Consider the following 14,116-nt stretch of genomic DNA (forward strand, 5'->3'; position numbering starts at 1 on the left):
GTTACTCTGCTTTAATATAGAGCAACCGTTAGAGGTATCACTTTCATGGTGACACGCAGGACAACGTTGTCGGGGATGTTCTATCCCGACAATCCTGTTTTATTGAAGCGCACTCTTGATGCTTTCTATGATAATCCGCAGTTGCGGGACTTTTTTGCGAACTGTTCTCCGAAGATGAAGGAGAGCGGCATTTCATCCGAATCCGTCTCCGAAGGCATGATGCCCGAAGTGAAATCCGGGTTGTCCGAAGGGCAATCCGGAATTCCCGAAAAGAAATCCGAAATTCCCGAAGATAAGCCGCGTATGCCCAAAGGCATAGTCTCCCCTCATGCCGGCATTGTATATTCGGGGCTTACGAGCGCATATGCCTACGGCACGATTCCGCAGGACTTTTCGGGGACTTTCGTCATTATCGGTCCGAGCCATTCGGGATATTCGGACTGCATGTCGTCGCAGGACTGGGAGACGCCGCTGGGGGATATCGCCGCGGACGGCGTCCTTATCAGGGAGCTTTCTAAGCATCTGCGGGTTGACGACTACGCCATGAGCAGGCGCGAGAACTCGATTGAGGTGCAGACTCTCTTCATTAAGCATCGTTTTCCGAATGCAAAGTGCGTCTGCATCCTTATGGGTAATCAGACCGAGAGGAATGCACTTGCGATGGGAAGAGCAATCTATAATGCTATCTCAGTTACAAATACTGAATCAGTAATTGTTGCATCCTCCGACTTCTCGCACTATATACCTGCCGCGGAAGCAGAGAAATACGATATATATGCAATAAATGCGCTGGGCAATCTCGATACGGGGTTATTTTACAAGAGAATAATCACCGAGGGGATAAGCGCTTGCGGATACGGTCCGATAATTGCCATGACGGAATGCTGCCGGCTGATGGGGGCGGAGTACTCGGAACTCCTGAAATATTCGACGAGCGGCGATATCACGGGCGAATATTCGGAAGTCGTCGGATATGCGGCAATATCTGTGGAGTAAAATTTAATGGCTACATGGAGCGCACCTGGCAAGGTGTTTTTGTTTGGCGAACATGCGGTGGTCTTCGGGAAATCGGGACTTGCGATGGCGATAAAACCGCGTGTCTACGTTACCGTAAGGAAGGTACGTAATCCGGCGAAGGTCAATTCACCCTATATCGAGGGCTGTTTTGAGGAACTCGGAGTTACGGGCAGCGTCTATATTCATTCGCAGCTTCCGAGTTCGTCGGGTCTGGGGTCGTCGGCGGCGGTGACCGTCGCCACTCTCTGCGCAATCAATGACGAGTTCGGTCTGGGTCTTACGCGCTCGGATATTGCGTCTACGGCTTTCAACATCGAGAAGAAGGTGCAGAAGGGCAGGGCAAGCCCCACGGATACCTTTGTCTCGACATACGGCGGTCTCGTGCTGATTAAGGACGGAAAGCGCCGCAGGCTGCCGCCGGAGAACTTCAATATCGTAATCGGCAACACCATGGTCTCGCATAAGACCTCGGAGCTTGTTGCCATGGTCGGCGAGTTCCGTGCGAACAATCCGCTTGTCGTCGACCCTATTCTTGACGCAATCGAGGCAGTAACCTCGCGTTCCATGCACAATTTCCAGAATCTGAAGCTTCTGGGAAGATATATGGACATAAACAATGCCCTGCTCGAGGCTCTGGGCGTGGGTCATCCGGCATTGTCTAGGCTGATTACGGCATCGAGGGCTGCGGGCGCATACGGCGCGAAGATTACGGGCGCGGGCGGCGGCGGCTGCATGATCGCACTATGTCCGAAACGCTCCAAGAGCAAGGTTGCGGGCGCAATCGAGGCGGCGGAAGGCAAAGCGATTATAACAACGATGGATACCGAAGGAGCCAGAAAAGAGGAGGATAACGGAAACAATGGCAGCAATGGCAGATCTGATTATATTAAAACTGGGCGGTAGCGTAATTACCGACAAGGCGGGTAACGGCGGCGTGGATTATGCGCGCATAAACGAACTTGCACGCGAGATAGCGGAAAGAAAGAATATCTTCCCGATTATTGTTCACGGCGCCGGTTCCTGCGGACATCCCGAGGCAAAAGAACATCATATTCATATGGGTTTAGATGCAAACAATAAAGCAGGTATATTTATCACGCATCGTGCCGTCTGTGGACTGAACGATGCCGTGGTAAACGCGCTTCGTGCCAGCGGGGTGGAATCCGTGGGAATCCATCCGCTTGATGCATGCACTGCGAAAAACGGACGTCTAATCTCATTTCAATGCGGTCAGATAGAACTTCTTGTCAGGCACGGTATTGTGCCCGTTCTTCACGGCGATGTCGTGATGGACGAGGATAAGGGAGTCTGCATTGTTTCAGGAGATCAGTTGATTAGTTATCTTGCATCCCATATCCGGGCAAAGAGAATAGGTCTTGCAACCGATGTTGCGGGGCTGCTCCAGAACGGCAGCGTGGTCAGGAGGATCACACCCGAATCGGTGAAAAATCTGGATATAAGCAGTTCCGGAAGTGTCGATGTTACCGGCGGAATGAAGGGCAAGATCGATGAACTTCTGCTGCTCTCGGAGAAGGGTATAGAATCGAACATATTCCATGTTTCCAGAGTGGGAGACTTTTTAGACGGGCGCGACCATGGCGGCACTGTTGTCGCCGAAAGATAAGAGAGCGATAAGAAAATATCTCCGCATTGCGGAACGAAAGAACGCGGATTTTACGAGTGTGAATCCGCGATTCATTGTTCTTTCCAATATTTGTGCTTCTCCCTCGTATTCATATCACCTTCAATATCACCATGCGGGGTTGATACTATAGAAAAATCTGCATACACATCTTCAAGAAAACGCGAGCATATGGAGATCTGTTGCGCAAACCCAATCGAGAGAGGTTTCTCGGGTTTCGACGACATAAGGCTCGTCCATAACGCTCTTCCGGAATGCGACATGGATGCGATAGATACATCCGTCAGTTTTCTGGGGTATAATCTCTCGTCACCGCTCTTTATTGCGGGAATGACGGGCGGACATCCCGATACCACCGAGGTCAACATGGCGCTTGCGAATGCGGCGGCGCACTTCAATATCGGTATGGGTGTGGGTTCTCAGCGTGCGGCGCTGGAGAATCCCGAACTTGAGAGCAGTTTTACGATTGTCCGTGATGCCGCTCCTAAGGCTTTCATCTGCGGCAATCTCGGCGCGGTTCAGCTCGTCGAGAAGGGCGCGGAGTGGGCCGACAGGGCAGTTGAGATGATTGATGCTCAGGCTCTTTGTATTCATCTGAATCCTCTTCAGGAGGCTATTCAGCCGGAAGGCGATCACAATTCCGCCGGATGTCTCGAGGCTATCCGCGATCTCTGTGCGAGTGCGAAGTATCCGGTTATCGTGAAGGAGACGGGATGCGGTATCTCAAGCGGCACAGCAAACAGACTCTGGGGTGCCGGCGTAAGCGCAATCGATGTCGGCGGTCTCGGAGGAACTTCGTGGGCGGCGGTCGAGGCTCTGCGTGCGAAAGACGAGACGCTTGCGGCTCTGGGCAACAGGTTTGCCGACTGGGGTATTCCCACAACCGTATCACTCCTTGAGATCTGCGACCGCAAAAAGCCGGTTATCGCAACCGGCGGTCTCAGAAGCGGTCTGGATATAGCCAAGGCGCTCTCTCTGGGGGCAACGCTGGGCGGAATGGCACTTCCCCTGCTTAAGCCAGCAATGGTCAGTTACGACAGTCTGCTTGCCGAGATTGAGAAGATTCAGAAGGAGCTCAGGGTTGCCATGTATCTTACGGGGGCGACCGATTGCCGCCGTTTACAGATGTCGCGCAAGTACGTGACGGGTCTGACACGCGAGATGACCTCGAATACACCGTAGATACAGGTCAATACAGGTTGAATACAGATCGAATACAGGTCTTTGAGAATAACCGATCTTTGAGAAAAAAGGTCGTTGAGAAAACGGGTTGAATCCTTAAAATAAGGAAATATTCGGAAATTAACCAAAATCATTCAAAATTAACCCAAAATCATTCAAAATTAACCCAAAAATAACCCAAAATTAACCCAAAAATAACCCAAAATTAACCCAAAATTAACCAAAAATTACCCAAAATTAACAAAAATAATCATAATTTACCAAAATTATCCAAATATCAGAAAATATCCAAAATATCGGGAATCGTCCAAGATATTCGGAAACATTCGAAAATATTCGGGATTATTGAAACCATTCAAAAATATTGCAAATACGGAGATTATATGGAAGTTGAAATAATAGCCGTCGGCGGATACAACGAGGTCGGAAGAAACATGACCGCGGTACGCTGCGGCAAAGAGATAGTTATCTTTGATATGGGTCTTAGGCTTGACCAGATAATGATCCATGAGGATGCCGAGGTAGAAAACATGCATTCTCTCGATTTAATCGAGATGAAGGCAATCCCCGACGATACCATAATGAACACGGTCGAGGGCAGTGTCAAGGCAATCGTCTGTACTCACGGACATCTGGACCACATCGGCGCCATCCCCAAGCTTGCGCACCGCTACAATGCGCCGATTATAGGCACACCCTATACCGCGAAGCTCATCGAGCAGCAGATCGAGGGCGAGAAGAAGTTCGGTGTCTCAAACAAGGTCTTCGCGCTCAATGCGGGCTCGAAATACAGATACGAGATCTCAAAGGATCTCAGCCTCGAGTTCGTTAACGTCCAGCACTCTATTATAGACACGGCGATGGCGGTTCTTCACACGCCGGCGGGCATCATCATCTACGCAAACGATTTCAAGCTTGACAGGACACCCGTCCTCGGAAATCCGCCGGACTTCACGAGACTTCGCGAACTCGGAAAGGAAGGCGTTCTGGCTCTCATCATCGAGAGTACCAACGTAAGACTTCCGGGACGCTGTCCGAGCGAGAGGATCGCTCAGAAGCTTGTCCGCGACGTCATGACGAGTTACGAGGACGAGAAGTGCGCTATGATTGTAAGCACTTTCTCATCCCACATTGCGCGTGTCAAGACGATTGCGGAGTGTGCTCACGAGATCGGAAGAGTCCCCATTCTTCTGGGACGCTCCATGGAGAGATATGCGGGCACTGCCGAGCAGATGAAGCTTGTCAGTTTCCCGCAGAGCACATCGATGTTCGGAAACCGCAAGACCGTCGACAGGACAATGCGCCGCATGATGAAGGAGGGCAAGGACAAGTTCGTGCCCATCGTAACGGGTCATCAGGGTGAGGCGGGCGCCATTCTGACGAGGATTGCCGCCGGCGGCACCCCTTACCGCATAGATAAGGGCGACAAAATCCTCTACAGCGCAAATATCATCCCCAACCCGATGAACTTCGGTCAGAGATATCATCAGGAAACCCTTCTGCGCATGAGGGGCGCAAGAATCTTCGACAGTCTTCACGTGAGCGGTCATGCACAGCGTGAGGATCACTACGAGGTCTTAAATCTCTTAAATCCGCAGCACATCATACCGTCGCACGGCGATATCGACATGACCGGCGAGTACGTGAAGCTTGCGGCGGAATGCGGTTATACTCTGGGCAATGACGTTCATCTGCTCAGAAACGGCATGAGAGTTCTGGTTAACAGGTGAAATCCGCAGATCTCACCCAATCTCAGCCGGATCTCAAACGCAATATTTTTGCATATATTCAATATCTTTCGGGGACAATCTGAATAGATATCAGTTAAAACAATAATGCAATCCGAAATTAAAAAACAGTAAAATTCGCTTTAATTCAGTAACAGGTAATACAATGAATCTTGAAGAATTTCTGGAAAAAAACGCTGAAGATATAGATTTGGAACTTGACAGACTCTTTGGAGCCGCACCGGGTCAGCTCAGCAAGGCAAGTGCCCATCTTCTTGTTGCCGGCGGCAAAAGACTCAGACCCGCGGTTACCCTGCTTGCGGCGGAGATAATCAAGGCGGGATGTTCACGCGATATTCTGCCGGCGGCGCTTGCGCTTGAGGTTACCCATACTTTCACGCTCGTCCACGACGATATCATGGACAACGACTCGACACGCCGCGGTGTTCCCACCGTTCACTGTGTCTGGAACATGCCGACGGCGATTCTTGCCGGCGATGTCCTCTATGCCGAGGCATTCGAGCTGATTACACGCAGTATCGCGGATGACACGGCAAAAGTCCTGAGCACCGAGATACTTGCACGCACATGCGTGGAGATCTGTCAGGGTCAGTTCGAGGATATGACTTTCGAGACCCGCGACGATGTCCTTGAATACGAATACATCGATATGGTCGGAAAAAAGACGGGCAAACTCTATGCGGCTGCTGCGGCAATCGGCGGCACGCTCGCCGGCGGCAACGTCAAGCAGGTTCAGGCTCTGCACGACTGGGGTTACTACAGCGGCATTGCTTTCCAGATTCAGGATGATGTAATCGATCTGATAACGCCGCCGGAGAAGAGCGGCAAGGATCAGGGCTCGGACTTAAGTGAGGGCAAACAGACCATTGTCGCCATAAAGGCACGCGAGGCGGGAATCGATCTCTCCAAGTTCAAGAAGCCGAACCTCACGAAAGAGGAGGTCGCCGAGGCCATCGCACTTCTGGAGTCGAAGGGTATCTTAAAGGCGGTCACCGATACGGCGATGGAGTATGTCGCACGTGCAAAGGAACAGCTTACCGCTCTTCGCGACTGTCCCGAGAAACAGCTTCTGGCTGACATTACGGATTACTTTGTCACCAGAAACTTCTGATTTTTTTAGTATTACTGAGAGGATTTTATGTCGGTTGATCCAAGAGAGTTTTTTCTGATTCATGCGTTGAGCAACGCCGTTCAGCACAACAACGTTCCCAAGGCGGGCACGGTTCTCGGAATGCTGATGGGCAAACACCCGGAGTTTCGCTCGCAGGCAAAGGAGATGTCGGCGATTCTTGCCGAAATTTTAAAGGAAGTCGAGGCTTTGAGCCCCGAGGAGCGGGTTGCAAGACTTGAGAAGCTTGCACCCGAACTTCTGAACGCAAAGAAAGAGAAGAAGGAGAAGGTGCGCGAACTCCGTGCTCTTAAGAACGTCGGCGAAAGCGGCGTTGTTATGCGTTTTGCGCCGAATCCCAGCGGACCTCTTCATCTCGGTCACGCAAGAGCCGCGTATCTGAACGATTACTATGTGAGGAAATACGGCGGTCGATACGTGCTCAGGATTGAGGATACCGACCCGCGTCGTGTCGAGCCGGAGAACTATCAGCTCTTAATCGACGATACAAAGTGGATGGGGCTCAACATCACCGAGACCGTCTATCAGAGCGACCGTTTCCCGATTTACTACGAGCACGGCAGAAAACTCATCGAGATGGGCGCGGCATATGTCTGTACCTGCGATTCGGAGAGTTTCAAGAAGCTCAAGGACGCCAAGGAGGAATGTCCGTGCAGGAACAGGTCGGTTGAGGATAATCTCGCGATGTGGGAGGATATGCTTGCCGGCAAATACGCGGAAGGCAGCGTTACCGTGCGCCTTAAGACCGATATCGCCCATCCCGACCCGGCAATGCGCGACTTTTCGATATTCCGCGTCGTCGATTCGCCGCATCCTAAGTTAAAGGACGCGAAAGTTTATCCGATGATGAATCTCTCGGTCGTCGTCGACGATCACCTGCTCGGCATTACCCATGTCATCCGCGGCAAGGACCATATCGCGAATACGAAGAGGCAGGAGTATATCTACAATTATTTCGGCTGGAAGCAGCCCGAATACTACCATTACGGCAGGATGTCAATCGGCGATGTCGTTTTGTCGACGACGGCGATGAAGAACGGTATCCGCGAGGGCACCTATACGGGCTGGGACGATATCCACCTCGGCACCATGAAAGCGATTGCAAGACGCGGTATTCTGCCTGAGGCGATTAAGAACGCGATGATAGATATCGGCGTGGGACAGACGGATATTCAGTTCTCGTGGGAGAATCTCTTTGCGGCGAACAAGGAGCTTATCGACCCCGTAGTAAACCGCTACTTCTGCGTGACCGATCCCGTAAAGTGCGTTGTAAAGAATGCGCCGACCGTGACCGCAAAAGCGCTCTTAAACCCCAACGACGAATCGAAGGGTTACCGCGAGCTGAAGTTTTCCGGCGCTCTCTATGCCGATCCCGCCGACCTTAAGGACGTAACCATGGTGAGATTCAAGGATCTCTTCAATGCGAAGGTTTCCGCGAATGCGGACGGCACTTTTTCGCTCGAATACTCTGGAGAGTCCCTTGAGGATGCGAGAAAGGAGAAGGCAAGGATTGTTCACTGGCTGCCGGCGGACGATTCACAGATTGTGAAGTGCCTGCTCCGTGCGCCCGACGGCGATAAGGAAGGTTTCTGCGAGAGGAGCGTCATAAAGGAATCCGGCAAAGTCGTTCAGTTCGAGAGAGTCGGCTTTGCAAGGATAGATTCCGCGGACAACGAAAAGGTTGTTGCCTACTTCGCACACCATTAATCTTTTTTTCGGCGGCGAATCATATTCGCAGCTGTTCGCGTCTATTCACGTCTGTTTGCGGCTGGAATTGGGTCTTTTGTTCGGAAAAACGAATTATTATGGATTTAAAATCCTTTATATCGGTACCGCGCCCTGTATTCTCTCTTTAGTGAATGTCCTTTGCGGATATGAAGGTGCATCTTCCCCGTAAATATAAAAGCCAATGATGCTGGAAGGTTGGTTCATATTGTGGGGGTTGCATTTCGTACAGATATCTTCTCTCAATCTCTTTTTATTATTATAATCCGTGAAATAACCGGGCCAATTGACGGTGAACGTTAATTTGTAGATTTCGTCCTTTTCAGGTTTTATCAGATCTGCATTAATCCTGTATGTTCTTGATTCTGAGGCTGCCAGATTGTTTACTTCTATATCCTCAACCGGCAGGTATGCAATAAATTCTTCATCAATGTATTCTACGCTTGTATTGACTTTTGAGACGCTCAGCGTTACGTTATAGACGGCATGACGACAATCAATACCTGCTCCGTTATATACGGTGTAATCATAACTCAGTTTGTTTCCGTCAACCGATACATTTGCATTATACCAGATATCATCATACTCTTTCGGTCTTGTTTCTTTTTTGCTCATGTGATCTCCGATATATACGGGTTTTTGCCACATTTCGGGCTTTCTGAGCTGAAATGTGTCGTTGTCGCTGAAATAATCAATCTCCGGCGGGCGATCCTCAGGATCAGACCACATAATCACTAAGTCTTCGGGAAGCGAGTATCCGCCCATCCACTGCCTCATCATCTCTTCATCCAAGTAGTAATATGCCGATTGCACCGGCGGCGGCACAAAGAGAATTACGTAAATCATTACGGATGTCATTATTGCCGCAATTAAAACCAATATTTTTGCCTTTTTTGAGATCGTAGTGTCCATCTTATTCCCCATGTAAGAAACCGAACGCGGCTATTTTATGAGACTATTCTTCTGCGACTATATATAGTAATACGCTATCGTCAGGAAAAAAGCGAACATCGGGAAAGTTTCTCCGGCAAAAAAGGTATATTCGGGTTATTCTTCGGTCTTCGGTACTTTCAACTGCTCGGTAAGGCTCTTGAACGACGCTTCTTCGGCTTCCTTCTTTGTGAAGACCGTAATTTTGTCGTTTGCCTGGAGTTTAATAAGACCGTTGGGGATGATGAGTTCCTTTCCTTCCCTGTTAATCGCGATAAAGACAAAGTCTTTGACACGCAGCTGGCGGATTTCTTTATCGACGGAGGGTGCGCCTTCCTCTACGGTCATCTCAAAGATGGTGCCGCCCGGAATCGTGGCGACCTGCTGCATATCGGGAGATCCCGACCAGTAATAGAGTCTGTTGGCGACGAGCTCATCGGGATTTTCGGTGATCTTTACGCCGACCTCTTTGAACAGGTCGGAATGTCCCATCTGATTGACGATAGAGACCACATTCGCGACATTGTATCGTTTTGCGAGCCAGCATGTCATGAGATTTACGGCATCGTCGGCGGTTGCGGTGACGATTGCGTCCGCCCTGTCGATACCGGCATCCTCAAGTATCGATCTGTCGGTCGCGTTTCCGACGACTGCCATGACATCGTAATGTTCCAGAATCTCATTACAACGCTCTTCTTTTACGTCAACAACCGCGATACTGTCACCGTGTTCCGCCGCGATGGATACAAGCGTTCTTCCTATTCCCCCGAGACCGACAATAATGATATACATATTATTTTCTTATTAAGCGGCATTCCATTAAAAACTGTTCTATTGTTCCCTCCGCCGATTATTTTCTCAAGAACGGACGACAATTTCCCAAGCGGCAATGCTTATAAATATAATTCATGAACGGCAAATACTAAAGCGTGATCTGCGGAATTGATGAAGCCGGAAAAGGCTCGGTCTTGGGTCCCATGGTAGTCGGCGGTGTTCTGGGCGTCTCCGCCGAAGAGATGAGCGGGCACGAGTTTGCCGATTCGAAGACGCTCACCCCGAAGAGACGCGAAGAGTTGTATGACGATATCGTCTCGCGCTATAAAACCGCGGTCGTCGTCCTCGATGCCGTTAAAATCGACGAATGCCGCAAAATACATTCAATGAACGAGATAGTCGCCATCTGCCATGCGAAAACCGTTGAAAAACTGGAGCCGCCGGAGGATTCGCGCATATATCTCGATGCCTGCGACGTCAATGAGGTAAGATACGGCTTTGAAGTCGGCAGATATCTCTGCGAGTTCAGCGAGACAATAGGTTCGCGGATTAAATCCGGCAATACCGAGATAATCTCGGAGCACAAAGCCGATATGAAATTCCCCGTCGTAAGCGCGGCGTCGATAGTCGCGAAGGTGACCCGCGACAGACTCATAGAGAAGCTCTCGGGGGAATACGGCGATATCGGCAGCGGATACCCTTCCGATCCCGTAACCATGAGTTTCCTCGAGAGATACATGCGAAACGAGGGGAAAACACCGGCGATTGCGCGGCGAAGCTGGAAGACGGTCTCGAATGTCGAGGCAAAACTCAGACAGAGGACACTTTTCGATTATTGAGCCCGAAATAATTTCGGCTCACATATCCCTCAAGAGTAATTTCATCATATAGGGAGTTTAATTAATAGAGAGATGGATTGGCTCATAATAGTACTTCTGGTAATCGCGGTTTACCTCCTGATTGTCGAATATATCCGGCAAAGGAATCTGTTTCCTGATTATGTCATGTTTTACGGTCCGATTCTGGCGCTTAAGACCGACAACGTAAAATTCTTCGACAGGTTCATTCCGTACACGCGATTCTTCAGGGCATACGGAACGCTCGGCGCACTCATGGTCGTGGTCGTATCCGTTCTCATGTCAATCCTTATGCTTCTAACTCTGTATCGGACGGCAATGTCGCCGCCGCCGGCAACGGGCATCTATGAGCCGCAGAATATTCTCGCGATTCCGGGGGTAAACGAGTTCCTGCCGCTCTCGTTTGCCGTAATCTTCGCATTCGTCGTCACTCTCGCCGTGCATGAAGGCGGTCACGGCATTCTCTCGAGGATTGAAGGGATGAGGGTAAAGAGCACGGGTCTTTTATTCTTTGTCATCCCAATCGGCGCTTTCGTCGAGCCGGACGAGAAAGATGTCGAGTCGGCATCGCGGAAAGCAAGAATCAGGATGTTCGGAGCCGGCATCACCAATAATATCGCCGTTGCTCTCGTGAGTTTTATCGCGGTGGTTCTGCTCATGGGGCTTGCGGTGCCAGCCGATACTCCCTATGTCAACTCCATATACAAGGATTATCCCGCATACAACGCCGGACTTGAGCCGAATTCGCTGATTGTCTCCTATAATGGGGTGCCGATATCGACAAGAGCCGACCTCTACGGATACCTCGACAAGACGAAGCCCGGCGATATCGTCGAACTCGGCACGGAGAAGAACGGCGTCGTCTCGTATCACAAGCTCACCCTTTCCGAGTGGCCCAAAGGCTCGAACAACGAATACGGGTTTATGGGTGTCGCCTTCTATGATGCCGCGCAGGTAAAGAAGATCTTCAATGCGATGAGCCTGTCGCCGATAGGACCCATTTTCCTGGTCTATGTGCCGATAAACACCATGATGGACGGCAACAGCATGGGTCTGGGTATCCTCGCCTTTGATTCGCCGGAATACATCTGCTGGGATGTGCCCTTCGCGGGTTTCTGGACGGTTGTGCAGGTGTTCTTCTGGTTATTCTGGCTGAATTTTGCGGTCGCGACCTTCAATGCGCTTCCTTTCGTCCCGCTGGACGGCGGTTACATCATGAAGGAGGGTGTTCAGCATATCTTTGAGAAGAGGAAGTATCCCGAGAAATACGCGAATATGGTAGTGGCTTCCCTCAGCTGGTTCATGATAATGGTGGTCGTGATGATAATCTTCATCCCCCACATCACGCATCTCTGAGATGCCGATGAAGTGCATAAGAGCAAAGTTCGATGTTTGAGGTCCAAAGTCCGAAATCCGAAGTTTGAAGTCCGAAGTTCAAAATTTGAAATTCGGAAAAAATTCCTGCCCGAAAACGGGGAAATCCGCCTAACGGTGTCCCTGCCTTACTCACGTGCCGAATCACGGTGTGAAGAAATAAATCAACTTTTTTTCATCTCAGTTTGCAAAGTTTTTTATTATCCCTTGACTCAATTGTATTTACCGACAGCAACAAGTATGTAATATTATCCGTGATATTATCCGTTACAGTCTCCGTGACAATCTCTGTGAAGTATCCGTTACGGAATCCGTGACAGTATATGTGTAATATCCGTTTAGTATCTGTGTAATCTTTCGAATTCCAGTAATATTTATTAAATCGGGTAAAGGGCGGGCATATGATTGATCCAAACCGAAAGATCACTGTTCATCATATCGGCGATGAGCACAAGGAACTCCTGTATAAGCTTGCGGAAGAGCACGGCACTCCGCTTTTCATTGTAGATCATCAGCAGATAGAGAAACAGTACAGCGAATTTACGACGCGGCTTCCGAACGTTCAGGCATACTACGCGGTAAAAGCGAATCCGGATCCCGAGATAATCAAGACTCTTTTCGATGCCGGCGCAAGTTTCGACGTTTCCACAATGAAGGAGTTCAATCTCGTATACGAGAACATTAAGGATATGCCCGAGAAAGAGCGCCTTGATTGGATAAAGAACAATATCATCGTCGCAAACACGATAAAGCCGGTTGAGATGCTTGAGGAGCTGGATAAGTACGGTCCGCTGCTCACTTTCGACAATGCCGAGGAACTAAAGAAGATAAAGGCGCATGCACCGCATTCGGGATTAATACTTAGAATCCGCGTCCCCAACACGGGCTCGCTCTCGGAACTTTCGTCGAAGTTCGGCGCCGACCCCTCGAATGCCGTTAATCTCATTACCGAAGCCTATGTGATGGGTCTTACGGTGGAGGGTCTGAGTTTCCATGTCGGCAGCCAGTGCGTAAACTTCGAGAATTATATCGTTGCCCTTGAGATGTGTTCGGGTATTCTGAAGGAATATTACGCACGCACGGGTCAGAAGATGAGAATTCTGGATATCGGCGGCGGATTCCCCGTAAAATACAATAATTCGGTGAAGTCCATAAGGGCGCTTGCCGTCCTCTTCAACGAGGAATTGAAACGTCTGTTCCCGCCCGACATTCTGGTCATTGCCGAACCCGGACGTTTCATTGTGGCAAATGCCTGTGTTCTCGTCTCGAAAGTCATCGGAAAGGCTGTTCGCGACGGCAAAACCTGCTACTACATCAACGACGGCATATACGGAACTTATTCCGGGCTGGTCTTCGATCATATCAGTTATCCGATTCTTTCGTTTAAGGAGTCGGAAGAGACCAAACTTTCGTCGGTTTTCGGTCCGACCTGCGATGCTTTCGATACCCTGACGCTCTCGGCGGAGCTTCCCGATCTCAGGATAGGCGACTTTGTCTATACCGAGAATATCGGCGCGTACTCCTCGGCATCCGCGACCCTCTTCAACGGTTGCGAGCCGGCGAAAGTGCTCCACATCAATATCGACCGAAGGTCGATTGATTAAACCTATATTCTTATTTTACTGTTTATTGCCTTATTTTACTGTTTATTGCCTTATTTTACTGTTTATTGCCTTATTTTACTGTTTTTTGCGCATTGTCAATGCAGACATGCGTGTGTTTGACGTGTGTTTAACCG

At 49.9% G+C, this 14,116-nt stretch carries 12 protein-coding genes; 10 read left to right on the forward strand and 2 right to left on the reverse strand.

The window, feature by feature from the left end:
* The first annotated feature begins 45 nt into the window (after window positions 1–45).
* From amrB to T502_RS02380, 7 genes are all read left to right on the forward strand, one after another.
* A complete protein-coding gene (gene amrB, locus T502_RS02350) occupies window positions 46–996 on the forward strand; it encodes an AmmeMemoRadiSam system protein B (protein WP_084172976.1) in 951 nt (316 codons plus the stop codon).
* Between the two features lie 6 nt (window positions 997–1,002).
* Entirely contained in the window at window positions 1,003–1,920 is a 918-nt protein-coding gene (mvk, locus tag T502_RS02355) for a mevalonate kinase (RefSeq protein WP_042705532.1), read from the forward strand.
* Complete coding sequence (locus T502_RS02360) at window positions 1,877–2,641, forward strand: isopentenyl phosphate kinase (protein ID WP_342665734.1); 765 nt, start codon at window positions 1,877–1,879, stop codon at window positions 2,639–2,641. The genes mvk and T502_RS02360 overlap by 44 nt, the downstream gene beginning before the upstream one ends.
* A 147-nt stretch (window positions 2,642–2,788) precedes the next feature.
* Complete coding sequence (fni, locus tag T502_RS02365; RefSeq protein ID WP_042705805.1) at window positions 2,789–3,841, forward strand: type 2 isopentenyl-diphosphate Delta-isomerase; 1,053 nt, start codon at window positions 2,789–2,791, stop codon at window positions 3,839–3,841.
* A gap of 383 nt (window positions 3,842–4,224) precedes the next feature.
* Window positions 4,225–5,571: an RNase J family beta-CASP ribonuclease gene (locus tag T502_RS02370; RefSeq protein WP_042705534.1), complete on the forward strand. Its 1,347-nt coding sequence runs from the start codon at window positions 4,225–4,227 to the stop codon at window positions 5,569–5,571.
* Window positions 5,572–5,734: 163 nt separating this feature from the next.
* On the forward strand, window positions 5,735–6,700 hold the full coding sequence (locus tag T502_RS02375) for a polyprenyl synthetase family protein (protein WP_042705536.1): 966 nt from the start codon (window positions 5,735–5,737) through the stop codon (window positions 6,698–6,700).
* Between the two features lie 27 nt (window positions 6,701–6,727).
* Complete coding sequence (locus T502_RS02380) at window positions 6,728–8,425, forward strand: glutamate--tRNA ligase (RefSeq protein WP_042705537.1); 1,698 nt, start codon at window positions 6,728–6,730, stop codon at window positions 8,423–8,425.
* Window positions 8,426–8,539: 114 nt separating this feature from the next.
* On the opposite strand, the gene T502_RS02385 is transcribed toward T502_RS02380, so the two are convergent.
* Together T502_RS02385 and T502_RS02390 are read right to left on the reverse strand one after the other, a co-directional pair.
* The gene (locus T502_RS02385) at window positions 8,540–9,367 is read right to left on the reverse strand and encodes a hypothetical protein (protein ID WP_042705538.1); all 828 of its coding nucleotides are present in this window, start codon (window positions 9,365–9,367) and stop codon (window positions 8,540–8,542) included.
* Window positions 9,368–9,490: 123 nt separating this feature from the next.
* Window positions 9,491–10,165, reverse strand: a complete 675-nt coding sequence (locus T502_RS02390; RefSeq protein WP_042705539.1) for a potassium channel family protein — start codon at window positions 10,163–10,165, stop codon at window positions 9,491–9,493.
* A 137-nt stretch (window positions 10,166–10,302) separates the two neighbouring features.
* Between T502_RS02390 and rnhB the strand changes: the two genes are divergently transcribed.
* The 3 genes from rnhB to T502_RS02405 all read left to right on the forward strand — a co-directional run bounded on the left by rnhB (window position 10,303) and on the right by T502_RS02405 (window position 13,982).
* Window positions 10,303–10,986 (forward strand): ribonuclease HII, encoded by a 684-nt coding sequence (gene rnhB, locus T502_RS02395; RefSeq protein WP_042705540.1) that lies wholly within the window; start codon window positions 10,303–10,305, stop codon window positions 10,984–10,986.
* A gap of 72 nt (window positions 10,987–11,058) precedes the next feature.
* A complete protein-coding gene (locus tag T502_RS02400; protein WP_042705542.1) occupies window positions 11,059–12,360 on the forward strand; it encodes a site-2 protease family protein in 1,302 nt (433 codons plus the stop codon).
* Between the two features lie 419 nt (window positions 12,361–12,779).
* Complete coding sequence (locus tag T502_RS02405; protein WP_042705543.1) at window positions 12,780–13,982, forward strand: type III PLP-dependent enzyme; 1,203 nt, start codon at window positions 12,780–12,782, stop codon at window positions 13,980–13,982.
* Window positions 13,983–14,116 lie beyond the last annotated feature (134 nt).

Origin of the sequence: Methanomicrobium mobile BP, assembly GCF_000711215.1 — an archaeon.
In the GTDB taxonomy this organism is placed as follows: Archaea; Halobacteriota; Methanomicrobia; order Methanomicrobiales; family Methanomicrobiaceae; genus Methanomicrobium; species Methanomicrobium mobile.